Raw genomic sequence first — 13,882 nt, forward strand, 5'->3', positions numbered from 1 at the left:
TGACTGCCCTATCGGCGCCCTCAGGAGGCAGACGGCTTCGCATCGGCTTGGTGCGGGCGACGGGCCAGAGGTCGCGCAAAGATGACCACGTTCCCGAGAAGCGTCAGCGCCAGGCCGATCAGGCCTAGACCACTCCAGTGGTAACCCTCGAAGACAGTCGATAGCGACAGGGCGACGATTGGGAACAGGACGGTGGCATAGGCAGCGCGTGAGGAGCCGATGCGCGACACCAGCATGAGATAGGTGGTGAAGCCGATCACCGATCCGATCGCCGCGAGATAGAGCAGTGCGGCAAGATAGGTGATGTTGGGCGGCGCCACGATCGGCGTTTTCGTCACGGCAATGAGGAAGACGAGGATGATCGCGCCATAGGTCATGCCCCAGGCATTGGCGGTAAGCGGCGAGATTCCGGCAGCGCTGTTTCGACGCGATGCCATATTGCCCAGCGAGAAGAACAGCGTGCCAAGCGCCGCGAGCCCGATCCCTTTCAACGTACCCATATCGAAATCGACGACAACGTCCTGTCCGAAAAGGAGGAGAAGGCCGGTTGCTCCGAGCGCGGCTGCGAGAAGCGTGCGGCCTGTAATGCGGTCGCCGAAGAAGAGGCGCGCATTGACGGCATTGTAGATCGTTGCGAGCGAGAAGATCACGGAGATCAGCCCGGACGGGATAGAGGCGGCTGCGTTGTAGAAACAGATGAAATTGAGGCTGAACAGGCAGAGTGCTTGCGCGAGGATGAAAGGCTGATCGCGCAAGGCAGGGAGCTTGAGCCGCCGCATGACGGCCAGGATGGTGACGAGGATCACTGCTGCGACCGCAAATCTGTAAAAGACCGAGACCAAGACCGGTACGGGACCGACCTGCATCGCAATGGCGATCCAAGTCGTCCCCCATATGAGGACGGTCGTGATGAAGAGAGCGGCATTTGCCATGGAGTGATCCTCGTTTTCCCGACCAATAGGCGAGCCGTGAGCAGGCCTCTTGCAGATTCTTGCTATGAAATCGATTTGCCCGGACTTCCTGCTCGCCATGCCGGTCGCCCAACGGTATCGTTCGCACGGCGTGGTCAGGTTTGGGGAAGAATTGGTGAAATATAGTCACCCGTCGGTTTTCAGGTTTTTGTCCGCATCTCCCACTGCGCGGATGTCACAGTCTATCGATTTGGGGTTCGGGCGATCAGCTGCCGTCTGGAGCAATGCACACGACAGGATGAGCTATCAGCGGCCGAACGGTCATACGTTCAGTCTCTATCTCAGGGGCGGCGCCGGAACGCGTCGTCTGGATGGCAGCCCCGCAGCGCGTGGCCGTCCGGGAGTCCTGTGCATCATGCCACAGGAGCACTCCTCCGAATGGGAAATCACCGACTTCTCCCAATTCGTCCATCTGTATGTTCCCGACGATCAGATGCGCCGGATGTTTGCGGAGATGTTTGACCGCGATGCTCGGCTTATGGCCCTTCCCGAAGTGACCTTCGCAGATGCACCCGCCTTGGCGCGTACGCTTCTTCAGATGACGAAAGCGATGGTGGCGGGCAGTCATCTGCAGGCTGAAGAAGCGATGACACAGACGATCAACAATTTCTTCGTTGATCCGCGATATGGAGGGATGCGTCCCTGCGCAATCAGCGGCGGGCTCGCTCCTCATGTGCGGCGCCGGAGTCTGGAGTATATCGAGGCCCATCTCGATGAGGCAATCCGCTTGCAGGATCTGGCGGCGATCGGACAGCTCAGCACCTTTCATTTTCAGCGGATGTTCCGGGCAAGCTATGGTGTATCCCCGCATGGCTGGGTGGCCCACCGGCGTGTCGAGCGCGCCAAATCGATGTTGTGTGGCATGGACTCAATCGCAGAGATCGCTTCCGCCTGCGGCTTCAGCAGCCAGAGCCACATGACACGGGCATTCAAGCTGGGCACAGGCGTCACACCCTCAGCCTACCGGCAACGACAATGAAGCGCCTTCGCTCGATAAGCGTTTGTTCGTTGCAGGCGGGACGAGACGGCAACCTTGATCTCCGAAACCAATCCGCGCCTCGACACCTGCAAAAGCCGCTCGGCTAAACCGAGGGTCCAGACCTCACTTCACCGCAATGACGACCTTGCCTTTCGCGCGGCCCGTTTCCACATAGTCCAGCGCCTCGTTGGTCTTCTCGAATTGGAAGGCCCGGTCGATGACGGGGCGGATGGCGCCTGCCTCGATCAGCGAGGTGATCTTGCCGAGCTGAGCGCCGTTTGTGGTCATGAAGAGGAAAGAATAGCCGATCCCCCGGCGTCTTGCTTTCCGCCTGATGCCGAAGCTCAAAAGGCGCATGACTTGCTGCAGCAGCCAGCCCGAGCCGTTCTCCTTGGCGAAATCGGGATCGGGCGGACCTGATATCGAGATCAGCTTGCCACCCGGCTTCAGAACGGCGAGCGATTTCTCCAGCGTGCCCTTGCCCAGGCTGTTCAACACGACATCATAGCCCTTCAGCACCTTTTCGAAGTCGTCCTTCTTGTAGTCGACCACCACGTCGGCGCCGAGGCTTTTCACCAGATCGATGTTTGCCGTGCTAGTGGTCGTCGCAACATGGGCGCCGAGATGTTTGGCAAGCTGGATGGCAACCGTGCCGACGCCGCCGGAGCCCGCATGGATCAGTATCCTCTGTCCCTTCTGCAATTTGGCACGCTCGACCAGAACCTGCCATGCGGTCAGCGCCACAAGCGGAATCGATGCGGCCTCTTCCATGTTGAGATTGGCGGGCTTCAGCGCGACATCGGCCGCATCGATGGCGATATATTCGGCGAACGTCCCGATGCGATCCTGGCCAGGCCGCGCATAGACCTCGTCACCCGGCTTGAATTGCCGGACATTCGCCCCGACCCGGACCACGACGCCCGCGACATCATTGCCGAGCACCAGCGGAAGCCGATAGGGCAGGATGAGCTTGAATTCCCCGTCCCGGATCTTGGCATCCAGCAGGTTCACGCTGGCAGCATGGATCTCGACCATTACGTCGTTTTCACGCAGTTGCGGTTCGGGGCTGTGGCCGAGCCTGAGGGCGCCGCCTTTCTTGTAGCGATCGATCAGGAATGCTCTCATTGGACGAACTTTCGTTTCTGTGATGAGCCGGCACGGCGACAAGGCAGGCTCAGTCGGGAAGTTTGTTGAATTTCCGGAGGTTCCTGTCGACGAAGGACTCGGGCAGAAAGCGGCGGATAAAGCGCACCTGTCCCGCGGCTTTTCCGGCCGTGTAGCGTCTCTTTGGCGATGGCGCATTGGCGGCTCGGACGACAGTTGCGGCCACCACTTCGGGTGCATCGCCCTTCGAGACGATTTCGCGCATCAGCTTTTCGGCGTCGGCACGTACCGCATCGTAGATGGCGAGCGGCCGGTCCGGCCGCGTGATGTTCTCCTCGAAGGAGGTGCGGGTGACGCCCGGTTCGACGAGCACGACACGGATGCCCTGCGTGCGCACCTCATGGTCGAGGGATTCCGAGTAGCCTTCGATCGCGTGCTTGGTCGCTGCGTAGAGCGCGTTGAAGGGCGCCGGGATCAGCCCGAGGATCGAGCTCAGGTTGACGATCCGGCCGCTGCGTTGCCGCCGCATCACCGGCAGCACCGCGTTCGTCATCCGTATGGTGCCGAAGACGTTGACGTCGAATACGGACTTCGCCTGTGCCGTCGTCGATTCCTCGGCGCCACCAAGCAGGCCGATCCCGGCATTGTTGACGAGAAGATCGATCCGCCCTGCCCGGCTCAGAACCTCGGCAACGACGCCCTGCACGGATTGATCGTCGATGACATCGCAGATCAGCATCGTGATCCCGTCGGCAGTATCGGGCATCGACCTTCGGCTGGTGCCGAACACACGGTAACCGTCGCGCCGCAGCGCTTTCGCCGTCACTAGCCCGATCCCGGAGGACGCCCCGGTGACCAGCGCAATACCGCGTTCTCTCTTGCTCATCTCTGCCTTCGTTTTGTCATGGAACATCGATGCGCATTCTGTTACTATTAAATTGATAGTGAGTCACTACTAAAAAGATATCGACATGAAAAAACTTTCGGATCAGCCCTGCCTTATCGCCCGCAGCCTGGCGCTCGTGGGCGATGCGTGGAGCATGCTGATCATGCGCGACGCCCATGCCGGGCTGACCCGCTTTGATGATTTTCGAAAAAGCCTCGGCATTGCCCCGACAATGCTAACGGGGCGGCTGTCATCGCTGACGGAGGAAGGGCTGCTGGAAAAACGTCGCTATTCCGAGCGCCCGCCGCGCGACGAATATGTGCTGACAGAGGCCGGTCGCGACTTTTTACCAGTTCTGTTTGCGATCGGCGCCTGGGGCCGCAAGCACCGCGGCGGCGGCGAAGTCACCCGTTTCTTCGATGCCGAAACCGGAACCGAGATCGATCCCGTCACCATCGATCGCGCGACCGGCGCTCCTGTTGGAACCCGCCCCATTCGCATCGCCGAACCTGGATGCGCCGCCCCGCCGCAGGATCAGCGGGACTGACTGCCAGCGCAGGCTTGCTTCGATGTGTCAGCGACGCTCAAGCTCGCAGCTTGAGAGCGATGTCCCCATCCATTGCCATCACCGTCTCCAGTGATGGCAAAGATGATCCTCAATCCTAACCCGAGCTTACGACTGCTGCAGGCCGTAAAGCAGCGGCATCAGCCCAGCGAGCGCCCTGAAACGCTCCCACGACTTGGACGACGGTTTCGTCCAGCCCGTTTCGGCAAGCGCGGACAGGCGCGGAAAGACCAGCCGATCGAAGACGGCGCGATCGGTCATCGGTTCGGACCAGATGCAGGCCTGAATACCGCGAAGCTTCTGCTTCTGGGTTTCCGTCCAGCCCCCGACCGGATCGAACGTATAGATCTTCTCGGCATCCGACGTGCCGGCCCAGCTGGCGCCCGGTTCATCCCAGTCGGGCCGCAGCGCCATGTCGAGATAATAGACCTGCCCCGGGCAGACGACGATCTCATAGCCACGATTGGCAAGTTCGGCCGCGACTTCGACATTACGCCAGCTGCAAAGATAGCTCTTCGATTTGTCGATGACGTCGCCATGCGCCGCTTCTTCCCAGCCGCCGATAATGCAGCCCTTGGAGGCGAGGAAGCTCTGAATGCGCTTCAGGAACTCTGCCTGCAGGAAGGCCGCACCCGAACCATGGATATCATCTGCACCATGCGTGTTGGTGATGACGTTCAGGCGCTTGGCATGTGCATCGGCAACCTCATCACCGGCGAGCGAACGCAGCTCTAAGAGAGCCTCCGGCGAGCCCGACCATGCGCCTAGCGGCACTTCGTCGGCGCCGATGTGGATGGTCTTGAAGGGGAAAAGCTCGATGAGTTCCGAAAAGATCGTTTCGATGACATCATAGGTCTTTTCGCGGGCGGGATTGATGCAATTGTCCGGGAAGCCCTGAACCGAATAGTAGCTGCCGGCCTCTTGCGGATCGCGCAGTTCCTGTATGGCCTGCAGCATGGCGTAGCAATGGCCGGGTATGTCGATCTCCGGCACGATTTCGATGCCGAACCCTTGGGCGTAGGCGACAATCTCGCGAATGGCAGCCTTGGTATAGTAGCCGCCGGTGCGGGCCGGGCTGGAGCCGAGCAGCGGCGGCAGGGCAAGACCGTGACCGCGCCACGCACCGATTTCGGTCAGCGCCGGATATGCATCGATCTCGACGCGCCAAGCTTCGTCATCGGAGAGGTGCCAATGGAAACGGTTGAGCTTGTTCCAGGCTAGCACCGCCATGAGTTTCTTGATTTCAGCCTCGCCGTAGAACTGACGAGCAACATCGAGATGCAGCCCGCGCCAACCCATCGACGGCTCATCCACGATCTCGCCCGAGGCGGGGAACTGGAAGGTTCTTGGATGTAGGCGCGCACCGCGCCAGATCTGCCCGAGCGTCACAAGGCCGTAGAGGAAGCCGGCGCGACTGCTCGCCTCGACGGTGATCGCCTCGCCTTCGAAGCTCAGCCGATAGGCTTCGGGGCCGAAACCGGCAGTCTTCTTCAAGCTGACGCTTGAAGCGCCTTCCGCGGCAGTGCGGATGATGCCTTCGACAGCGAAGAGATGGTCGACCAGCGCCTTGAAGCTGTCGGCAGCCGCTTTTGCGTCCGGATCGTCGGCCTGCAGCGAAAACCCTGCTGGCAAGGGCTGACGCGAACCGACGGCGACGTGGTTCGGCCAGGGAATGATTGAAACGTAAACGGGCACACTGGCAGGTACCGGAAAGATCTCCGCGCCACGCTTCAATGGTGCGTTGCTGGCGGAAGACCGCGTCGGCTCGAGCCCAAGCGAAATTGTGCTGYCGTCGGCAAAGGCCAGATAGGCGTTCGTTGCACCATCCGTCCAATGACGGAACTGCCAGCTCAATGCATGGACGGAAATCGTCCAGGTCTCGCCCTTATCCAGAGCGAAGCCTTCCGGAGGATGAAATTCGGTGAAATTTGACAGCCTTTTGGAAACTGTCGCACCCTCGACGCGACCGGCGGGATCGACCCGCCCGGGCCCGCTGACACAGAGTGAGAAGCCGGATAGCGGCTCGGCATTGAGATTCTTGAGCTGCAGGACATAGGAAAAATCCTTGCCCTCGGCCGGCGGATTCCAGAATGTTTCGAGCCGCAGGGCCCGAGGTGGCGGTGTGGACATGATCGTTTCTTTCTATTCGTATTGTCGAAATCAGGACTTGAGCATGCCGGCATAGATGCCGGGAGCGGAATCGGGGATCGCAGTTGCGCCGACGGCTTTTTCGTAGAAGGCGGATGGGCCGACATCCCCGATGATCGCGTAGCCATAGCCCATGGTTTTCAGGTCATTGAGGCTGGCAAAGAGCAGTGCCCTGCCGATGCCAAGCCCGCGCAGGCTCTCCTCGACACCGGTCGGTCCGAAGAAGTCGGGTGCGGTCGCCTCGTGGCAGGAAAAGCCGACGAGCTTGCCTTCGCGCGTGGCGATGAAACAGGTCGGCGGTTGGCGCGTCATTGCAACCGTTGCCTCACTTGCCCAAGCTTCGCCGAAATGCTCGTCGATCCAGCGGACAATCAGCTTCAGTTCGGGCGGCAGGGCACGGCGGATGGTGACGCCGGCCTTTGCCATGGCGTCGGGTGACTTTGTGTCCTGCGGAAGGGTCGACAAGTTGACGAGATAATCCATGAAAGACGTCCTGTTAGCTCTGCGCGCCGAGCGCGCGCATGAAATGATTGGGACCGATTTGCTCGATCACGGTGGATTCCGGGCGGCTGAGTGATCGGACGCGCTCTGCCTGTTCGAGGAAGCGCGCGCTGCCGCCGGTCACGAAGGGCCGTCCGCCGTCAGGCACTGCGGAAAGCAGCAACTGGGTATAGGGATGACGCGGACTGGAGAGCACCGTTTCGGTGTCGCCCCATTCGACCATCTGGCCAGCAAACATCACGACGATCTCTTCGGCCACATGCGCCGCCGTCGCGATGTCATGAGTGATATAGAGCATCGCTAGCTCGTTCCCCTGCTTCACCCGCGCGAGCAGATCGAGAATATCCTTGCGGATGGAAACATCGAGCATCGAGGTCGGCTCGTCGGCGACAAGCACGCTTGGCGATACCGCAAGTGCCCGGGCAATGTTGACACGCTGCCGCTGGCCGCCCGACAGCTCGTGCGGAAACTTCTGTTTCGACACGGCCGGGTCCAGGCCGACGCTTTCCAGCAATCCCGCAATGCCATTCTCAAGGGCGGTCCGCGACGTGTTCTGGCTGTGAAGCTGCAGCGGCCGGGAAAGATGATGGCTGACGGTGAAGGCGGGGTTGAGCGACGAGAACGGATCCTGAAAGACCATCTGCACGTCCTTGCGATAAAGACGCTCGTCTTTTGCCGTCCCCTGGGCGGTCAGATCCTGCCCGTGAAAGAACAGCTTGCCGCCGGTCGGCCGGTCGAGACGCGCGATGATGCGGGCGCAGGTCGTCTTGCCGCAACCGGATTCGCCAACGAGTGCCAGCGCGCGGCCGGGAAAGAGCGAAAAGGAAACACCCTTCAGCGCATGCACCGGGCCGAACTGGCGCCTGATCTCCTCAAGCCGTATGACGGCTTCGGCCGGGAGCGGATGTGCCTCGGGCTTCATGCCAATGCTCCTGAAAGATGGGGCTTGCTCGGAAGCTGGGGAATGGCGTTCCAGAGCTTGCGCGTATAGTCGTGCAACGGCGCCTGGCTGACCTGACGCACGTCGCCGACTTCGACGAGTTCGCCCTTCAGCATGATGCCGATGCGCTGGCAAAGCTGCGCCATCAGATGCAGGTCGTGGGTGATGAACAGTACCGAGAAACCGTAAGTCCGTTGCAGATCGACGACCTGTTCGAGGATCTCGCGCTGCACGACCACGTCGAGTGCCGTCGTCGGCTCGTCCATGATGATGAGCTCCGGCCTCAGCGCCAGGCAGATGGCAATGACGATGCGCTGGCGCATGCCGCCTGAAAACTGATGCGGATAGTCGCTGATGCGCTGCGGCGGTATGCCGACAAGCCGGAACATCTCCTCGCCGCGCACCCGTGACTCCTGGCGCGAGCAGCCGGTGTGCCGGTAGAGCACATCGTGGAACTGCGCCTCAACGCGCATCAAAGGATTGAGCGAGTTCATGGCGCTCTGAAAGACCATGCCGATACGCTTCCAGCGGATCCTCTGCAGCTCCCGCTCCGGCATTTTAAGAAGATCCTGCCCGTCCATCCGGATGCTGCCGCCGCTGATCCAGGCCGGGGCCTTCGAAAGGCGCGTGATGGCATAGGCGATGGTGCTCTTACCGCAGCCGGATTCACCCGCCAGCCCGAAGATCTCGCCTCGACCGATACTGAACGACACGTCCTTGACGGCGCGGAACTCGCCCTTGTCGAGCAGGTAGTCGACGTTGAGCCTTTCGATTTCCAGCAGATTGTCGCTCATCGGCCAGCCTCCAGTTGACGGTTGCGGGCGCGAGTCAGGCGGAACCAGCGTGACAGCGCTGGCCCGGAGCGAAGCTGCGGATTGGCGATCTCGTCGAAGGTGAAATTGAGCAGTGCGAGGCCAAGGCCCGTCACGGCAATGCCGACCGCCGGGACACCGACATCCCACCAGGCCCCGACCATAATCGCCGAAGCGTTCTGGGCATTATAGAGCATCGTGCCCCAGGACACTTTCAGCGGATCGCCGAAACCGAGATATTCGAGCGTCGTCTGCGCGACGATCGCATAGATGATGCTGCCGACAAGGTTGATACCGATCAACGGTGTGAGGTTCGGCAGGATCTCCACGAAGATGATCCGCCAGGCGGGCTCGCCGATCATTTTCGATGCGGTGACGAAATCGCGATTGCGCAGCGCCATCGTCTGCGACCGTGTCATGCGGGCGCCCCATGGCCACGAGGTCAGGGCGATGATCGTCATGATCGTCATCGGCCCGACCGTACCGGCAAAAGAGGCAAGCAGGATCAAGAGCGGCATGTTCGGAACAACGAGTACCGCGTTCGTTGCGAGATCGAGGGCGGCATCCGTCTTGCCGCCGACATAGCCGGCGACGAGGCCGATGGCGGTGCCGATCACGGTGATTGCAATGCCCGTCGCAAAACCGACGGTGAGCGAACTGCGCGCACCCCAGACGAACTGGCGATAGACGTCGCGGCCCATCTTCGTCGTGCCGAGCACATGCTCGATGGACGGAGGCTGGTGAGAGCGGCCGACACGGGCGCCGGGTTCGCCGGGCGCGATGATCGGTGCAGATAGCGCCATGAGCCAGAGAGCGACAACAATGATGAGGCCGGCGACGGCCTTCTTCTGGCGAAGGATGGATCTCAGCGTGAAGCCCATTACACAGCATCCCGCAGTCGGGGGTCGATAAACCCGTAAATGATGTCGACGAGGAAGTTGGCCCCGAGCGTTGCGAGCGTCATCAGAAGCAGCTGCCCCTGGATGACCGGATAATCGCGGGCAATGCTCGCCGTATAGAGCGTCAGGCCGAGCCCCGGATAATTGAAGACGATCTCGGTAACGATCGAACCGCCGAAGACGGCGCCAAGCATGAGGGCAAGGTTTGTCAGGACAGGAAGCATGGCGTTGCGCGCGCCATAGCCGAACATCACGTTAAGATGGCTGAGGCCCTTGGCGCGGGCCATCGTCACATAGTCCTCCCCGAGGATCGAGATCATCGACGAACGCATGGTCGTCTGGAATTCACCGATCAGGAAAGGCGAAAGCGTCAGTACCGGCAGGATGGCATGCATGAAGACGCTGCCTGCAAAGGTGAAGTTGAACGCAGGATCGAGATTCGGGTCATAGGCGTAACCGACCGGAAACCAGCGCAGCGAGACGCCGAAGACGAAAAGCGTCGTCAGCGCGATGATGACAGGCGGCACCGAGATCATGATGACCGATAGCGGCGAGACGATCGTGTCGAACCGGCCACCCCGCCGCCATGCCGAGACCGCGCCAAGCACGACGCCGATGCAGAGCGAAAAGATGATGGCGGTCACGACGAGGAAAATGGTCCAGATCGTCGAGCGGGCGAGAACCTGAACGACGGTCTGAGGATAATATTTGACCGAGACGCCGAGATCGAAGGTCGCAAGCCCCTTCAGATAATCGACGAATTGCAGAAGCATCGGCTGATCGACGACGCCGAAGCGAACCTTGATCGCCTCAACGGCTGCGGGTGTGGCCCGCGGGCCGAGCTGGGCGACCATCGCATCGACGGGTGTCCCCGGCATGAGCCGGGGAAGAATGAAATTCATCACGATGGCGAACGCCAGGGCGACTGCATAAACGCCGAGGCGCCGTCCGGAAACACGCATATCCCTTCCCTCGCCGGTCTTATTGGACCGGCTTCAGGCGCAGGAGATGCATAAGGCGCATCCGGTTGTTGTCATGATCTTCCGGGTTCATGACCGGATCCTTGTCGGTGACCCAGCCGGTGAAACGCTTGCTCGAAAACTGATACCAGGTCGGTCCGTTGAAGACAGGCACGACCGGGAAGTCATCGGCAACCAGCAGCTGGATATCGTTGAAGATCTTCTTATGATCTTCATCCGATGTCGCCTTCAGATACTGATCGAAAAGCGCATCGAGCTTCGGGTTCGAGTAGCGCGAGGGAGCGCCAGTGATGCGCCCACCATAGGCGGTCGAGAGATTCTGGTAATAGCCGCGGAAAGGTGTGGCGCCGTCGGCGCGCGAGTTCATGACGACCTCGAAGCTGCCATCGAGAATCTGCTTGCGCCATTGTTCGTATTCGGGAGTGGCAACCGAGGCATTGATGCCGGCCGCACGCAGGCCTTCAACGGCGATCTGCACGGCGTCGATCCAGTCCGTCCAGCCGTTCGGAACGATGATCGGAAAGGCGATCGGCTTGCCGCTGGGGGTCGTGCGGAAACCGTCCGCACCCTTCTTGTAACCGGCATCGTCGAGGATCTTGTTGGCCTTGTCGGTGTCCAGGCCCATGAAGGCGTCCTTGTCACCTTCAGCCGCCTTGTTGCTCCAGCCTTCAAAACGCGGCGGCAGACCGGAGGCGTGCTCGTTGACGACCGGATAACCGAAGCCGGCAATATCGACCATCGACTTGCGGTCCATGGCAAGGCTGAAGGCGTGGCGGAAGTTGAGGTCCTTATAGGCTTCCAGATTGCCCTCGTCCTTGGTCTTGAAGTTCATCTGGAAGGCAACGGTTTCGGCCGGCGGCTGCCAATAGCCGTTATGTTCAGCGTCGAGCGCCACGAATGTCTTATCGATCTCGGGAATGAAGGAGCCGATCCAATCCATATTGCCCTCGGGCAGGATCGCGAGCATCTGGTCGTTGCCGGAAATCTGCGGCAGGCGCAGGCAATCGACGTGTAAAGAGGCTGCATCCCAATAGTTCGGGTTGCGGCACTGCTCATAAACTTGGGGCGTGAAACGGCGCACTTCCGTCATCGGACCCGAGCCAACCGGCTTCTCGTTCTTGAATGCCACGGGATCGGAGACATCCTTCCAGACATGCTCAGGAATGACGGCGAGGTCGGCGAGCGATTCCGGGAAGTCGGAATTGACGGCCTTGAGCTTGATCGTCACCTCGGTCGGCGACGGCGCCTCGACGGATGCCACTGTTTCACCGACGCCAACGGTATCGAGCGCGGCATTCTTCAGCATCAGATCGATCGTATATTTGACGTCGGCCGATGTCAGCGGCTGGCCGTCCGACCATTTCACGCCCGGGCGCAGTTCATAGGTGATCGACTTCATGTCGTCGGAAAACTTGTAGTTCTTGGCAAGGCGCCAGACCGGCTTGCCGCCGTCCTGTGCGTTGAAGATGACGAGCGGCTCATAGATGAAATCCATGGTGCTCTGCCGGCGGCCGGCAAGGTCGAACGGATTGAAGTTCTGCACCCAGCTCGTCTGCTCTTCGATATGCATCGTCAGCACGGCTTCGGCGGCCGAAACAGCCGACGCGCCAAACGCCATCACCGCCAGCAAGGCGGTCGTCCCCGCCCAGCCGGCACGCGCAGAAACACTGCGGAATACGCTCTTATCCAGTCCCATTTTCACGTTCCCTTAGTTGTTATTTTTTGAGTCAATCAAATTGATTTAATCAAGCTAACGCAAGATTTCCGATCCGGTCAATCGGGTGGAAATGAAAAATGAAACGAGGTATTGGCCAAGCGATCCGAAAACTGGCCATATTGAAATCAAGAACTGGCCAATGAACTCATCATCGGAGTTCTCGTCCATCAAGCGCCCGCGTGGTTGAGGTGTGTCGATGGACGGACGCGCAATTTGGGTCCGCGAACTTCGTTGCCAAAATAGCGCATGCTGCCGTCAAGATCACTTGGTCCCAAGGTATGAGTGGGTTAGGCTTCCTCGGAGATACAGTTCCGACCCGCAACGTGCACGCCCACGTCGATCCCCACAGCGATATTGTCAATATCGATCGGGTTCGTGCTCGGGCGAACGAACTGCTGGCCTCAGAAGAAATTACTGACCAAGCTAGGAAATGATCGACCACAAGCCGCGTTGGTAGGGGGCCCGATGACGGTGGAATGGGCGATCGGCTCAGCGAGGATTAAGAGCACACCCCTCCGAAGGATGATGTCGCGAGTTCGAGTCTCACAGGATCCTCCATTCCCCTTCGTCGTTGCCTCAGGCGGGTGTCATTATTAGTGGTGAATCCGCGTAGGTTCGCGCCTGAGAGCCTTGGTTTGGTAGTTTCTCCGCGATAGGTGTGAGCCTGAAGCGTAAGCGGCCAACATCGTCCATGTAGCGATGGTCCAGTAGCGGGAAAGCAACTTGGGCGATTATTTAATGAATCCGGCGTGCATGACTGAAGGACAAGGCCGGGAAAGCGGTGACCGCATTTCGGTTGGCGCCTCAGGCGTGCGGCGCTCCCCCGTGGAGCTCACCCCTCGTGTTCCTTACCTTCAGCGCATCCGGATCTACGGCGCGCAGCAGGCAGTCCTTGCAATTGTTCTGGAACATTTTGGACTTGTAGTAACGGCTGTAATTGGCATGCGTCCTTCGGTTTTCGATGACGTCCTCGTGAGTCACGGGATCCTCGGGCGGCACCTGCATCAGACCCCCGTTCCCTTGCGTGTGGCCCGAAGGTATCTATTGTCGACGAATGCCGGGCGGTTGGGAGTATGTAATGTCGGCAGTGCCATTCTCAAAGATTTCGACGCCGCTCAACGCGCTGTTCGCTACAATCGGTCTCTTGGTCGTTGCCACACTGACGACGCGGGGCCTTACTGGACAGGAGAGGCTTGTCTTTGAGCTGCTACTTGCGGCAATTTGGCTGGCCTATGTCCTCCAATTGAGCGGCACATTGCTTTCACGGCGACACCGCTTGTCGGGCGGGATGCCGGCCCTCGTGATCGATTTGCTCGCGGTTCTGGTTCCGGCTGCTGCATTCTTGTTCGTTGGGTCCCGTGATCGAAACCTCTATTGCGC

General features: G+C 60.1%; 13 protein-coding genes and 1 pseudogene. 3 read left to right on the plus strand and 11 right to left on the minus strand.

Annotated features, from left to right (window positions below):
* Positions 1-20: 20 nt before the first annotated feature.
* On the minus strand, positions 21-932 hold the full coding sequence (locus tag AC1DM5_RS26475; RefSeq protein WP_477820739.1) for a DMT family transporter: 912 nt from the start codon (positions 930-932) through the stop codon (positions 21-23).
* A 154-nt stretch (positions 933-1,086) separates the two neighbouring features.
* Here AC1DM5_RS26475 and AC1DM5_RS26480 point away from each other — a divergent pair, with 154 nt between their 5' ends.
* Positions 1,087-1,950: a helix-turn-helix domain-containing protein gene (locus AC1DM5_RS26480; protein WP_477820753.1), complete on the plus strand. Its 864-nt coding sequence runs from the start codon at positions 1,087-1,089 to the stop codon at positions 1,948-1,950.
* A gap of 123 nt (positions 1,951-2,073) precedes the next feature.
* Here the strand turns inward: AC1DM5_RS26480 and AC1DM5_RS26485 are convergent, their stop codons facing one another.
* Positions 2,074-3,075: an NADP-dependent oxidoreductase gene (locus tag AC1DM5_RS26485; RefSeq protein WP_477820740.1), complete on the minus strand. Its 1,002-nt coding sequence runs from the start codon at positions 3,073-3,075 to the stop codon at positions 2,074-2,076.
* Between the two features lie 49 nt (positions 3,076-3,124).
* Complete coding sequence (locus tag AC1DM5_RS26490) at positions 3,125-3,940, minus strand: oxidoreductase (protein ID WP_477820741.1); 816 nt, start codon at positions 3,938-3,940, stop codon at positions 3,125-3,127.
* An 85-nt stretch (positions 3,941-4,025) separates the two neighbouring features.
* Here AC1DM5_RS26490 and AC1DM5_RS26495 point away from each other — a divergent pair, with 85 nt between their 5' ends.
* Positions 4,026-4,487, plus strand: coding sequence for a winged helix-turn-helix transcriptional regulator (locus AC1DM5_RS26495; protein WP_477820742.1), 462 nt, complete (start codon positions 4,026-4,028; stop codon positions 4,485-4,487).
* A 126-nt stretch (positions 4,488-4,613) separates the two neighbouring features.
* Here AC1DM5_RS26495 and AC1DM5_RS26500 read toward each other — a convergent pair whose 3' ends face one another.
* The 8 genes from AC1DM5_RS26500 to AC1DM5_RS26535 form a co-directional block, all read right to left on the minus strand.
* Positions 4,614-6,635: a beta-N-acetylhexosaminidase gene (locus AC1DM5_RS26500; protein WP_477975996.1), complete on the minus strand. Its 2,022-nt coding sequence runs from the start codon at positions 6,633-6,635 to the stop codon at positions 4,614-4,616.
* A gap of 30 nt (positions 6,636-6,665) precedes the next feature.
* Positions 6,666-7,136: a GNAT family N-acetyltransferase gene (locus AC1DM5_RS26505; protein ID WP_477820744.1), complete on the minus strand. Its 471-nt coding sequence runs from the start codon at positions 7,134-7,136 to the stop codon at positions 6,666-6,668.
* 13 nt (positions 7,137-7,149) lie between these two features.
* A complete protein-coding gene (locus AC1DM5_RS26510; protein WP_477820745.1) occupies positions 7,150-8,076 on the minus strand; it encodes an ABC transporter ATP-binding protein in 927 nt (308 codons plus the stop codon).
* Positions 8,073-8,888: an ABC transporter ATP-binding protein gene (locus AC1DM5_RS26515; RefSeq protein WP_477820746.1), complete on the minus strand. Its 816-nt coding sequence runs from the start codon at positions 8,886-8,888 to the stop codon at positions 8,073-8,075. Before AC1DM5_RS26515 ends, AC1DM5_RS26510 begins: the two co-directional genes overlap by 4 nt.
* Positions 8,885-9,787, minus strand: a complete 903-nt coding sequence (locus AC1DM5_RS26520) for an ABC transporter permease (RefSeq protein WP_037096740.1) — start codon at positions 9,785-9,787, stop codon at positions 8,885-8,887. Before AC1DM5_RS26520 ends, AC1DM5_RS26515 begins: the two co-directional genes overlap by 4 nt.
* Positions 9,787-10,767, minus strand: a complete 981-nt coding sequence (locus tag AC1DM5_RS26525) for an ABC transporter permease (RefSeq protein ID WP_477820747.1) — start codon at positions 10,765-10,767, stop codon at positions 9,787-9,789. The genes AC1DM5_RS26520 and AC1DM5_RS26525 overlap by 1 nt, the downstream gene beginning before the upstream one ends.
* 19 nt (positions 10,768-10,786) lie before the next feature.
* Complete coding sequence (locus AC1DM5_RS26530) at positions 10,787-12,481, minus strand: ABC transporter substrate-binding protein (protein WP_477820748.1); 1,695 nt, start codon at positions 12,479-12,481, stop codon at positions 10,787-10,789.
* Between the two features lie 825 nt (positions 12,482-13,306).
* Positions 13,307-13,483 (minus strand): hypothetical protein, encoded by a 177-nt coding sequence (locus AC1DM5_RS26535; RefSeq protein WP_477975998.1) that lies wholly within the window; start codon positions 13,481-13,483, stop codon positions 13,307-13,309.
* A 97-nt stretch (positions 13,484-13,580) separates the two neighbouring features.
* On the opposite strand from AC1DM5_RS26535, the pseudogene AC1DM5_RS26540 reads away from it, so the two are divergent.
* A pseudogene (locus AC1DM5_RS26540) lies at positions 13,581-13,882 on the plus strand (hypothetical protein); the annotation flags it as partial.

It is taken from the genome of Rhizobium sp. 01T437 (assembly GCF_056398505.1).

Excerpts from the sequence above, each read along its gene's own strand:
- AC1DM5_RS26475 (WP_477820739.1), bottom strand. The coding sequence starts at position 932 with ATGGCAAATGCCGCTCTCTTCATCACGACCGTCCTCATATGGGGGACG.
- AC1DM5_RS26485 (WP_477820740.1), bottom strand. The coding sequence starts at position 3,075 with ATGAGAGCATTCCTGATCGATCGCTACAAGAAAGGCGGCGCCCTCAGG.
- AC1DM5_RS26490 (WP_477820741.1), bottom strand. The coding sequence starts at position 3,940 with ATGAGCAAGAGAGAACGCGGTATTGCGCTGGTCACCGGGGCGTCCTCC.
- AC1DM5_RS26495 (WP_477820742.1), top strand. The coding sequence starts at position 4,026 with ATGAAAAAACTTTCGGATCAGCCCTGCCTTATCGCCCGCAGCCTGGCG.
- AC1DM5_RS26505 (WP_477820744.1), bottom strand. The coding sequence starts at position 7,136 with ATGGATTATCTCGTCAACTTGTCGACCCTTCCGCAGGACACAAAGTCA.
- AC1DM5_RS26510 (WP_477820745.1), bottom strand. The coding sequence starts at position 8,076 with ATGAAGCCCGAGGCACATCCGCTCCCGGCCGAAGCCGTCATACGGCTT.
- AC1DM5_RS26515 (WP_477820746.1), bottom strand. The coding sequence starts at position 8,888 with ATGAGCGACAATCTGCTGGAAATCGAAAGGCTCAACGTCGACTACCTG.
- AC1DM5_RS26520 (WP_037096740.1), bottom strand. The coding sequence starts at position 9,787 with ATGGGCTTCACGCTGAGATCCATCCTTCGCCAGAAGAAGGCCGTCGCC.
- AC1DM5_RS26525 (WP_477820747.1), bottom strand. The coding sequence starts at position 10,767 with ATGCGTGTTTCCGGACGGCGCCTCGGCGTTTATGCAGTCGCCCTGGCG.
- AC1DM5_RS26530 (WP_477820748.1), bottom strand. The coding sequence starts at position 12,481 with ATGGGACTGGATAAGAGCGTATTCCGCAGTGTTTCTGCGCGTGCCGGC.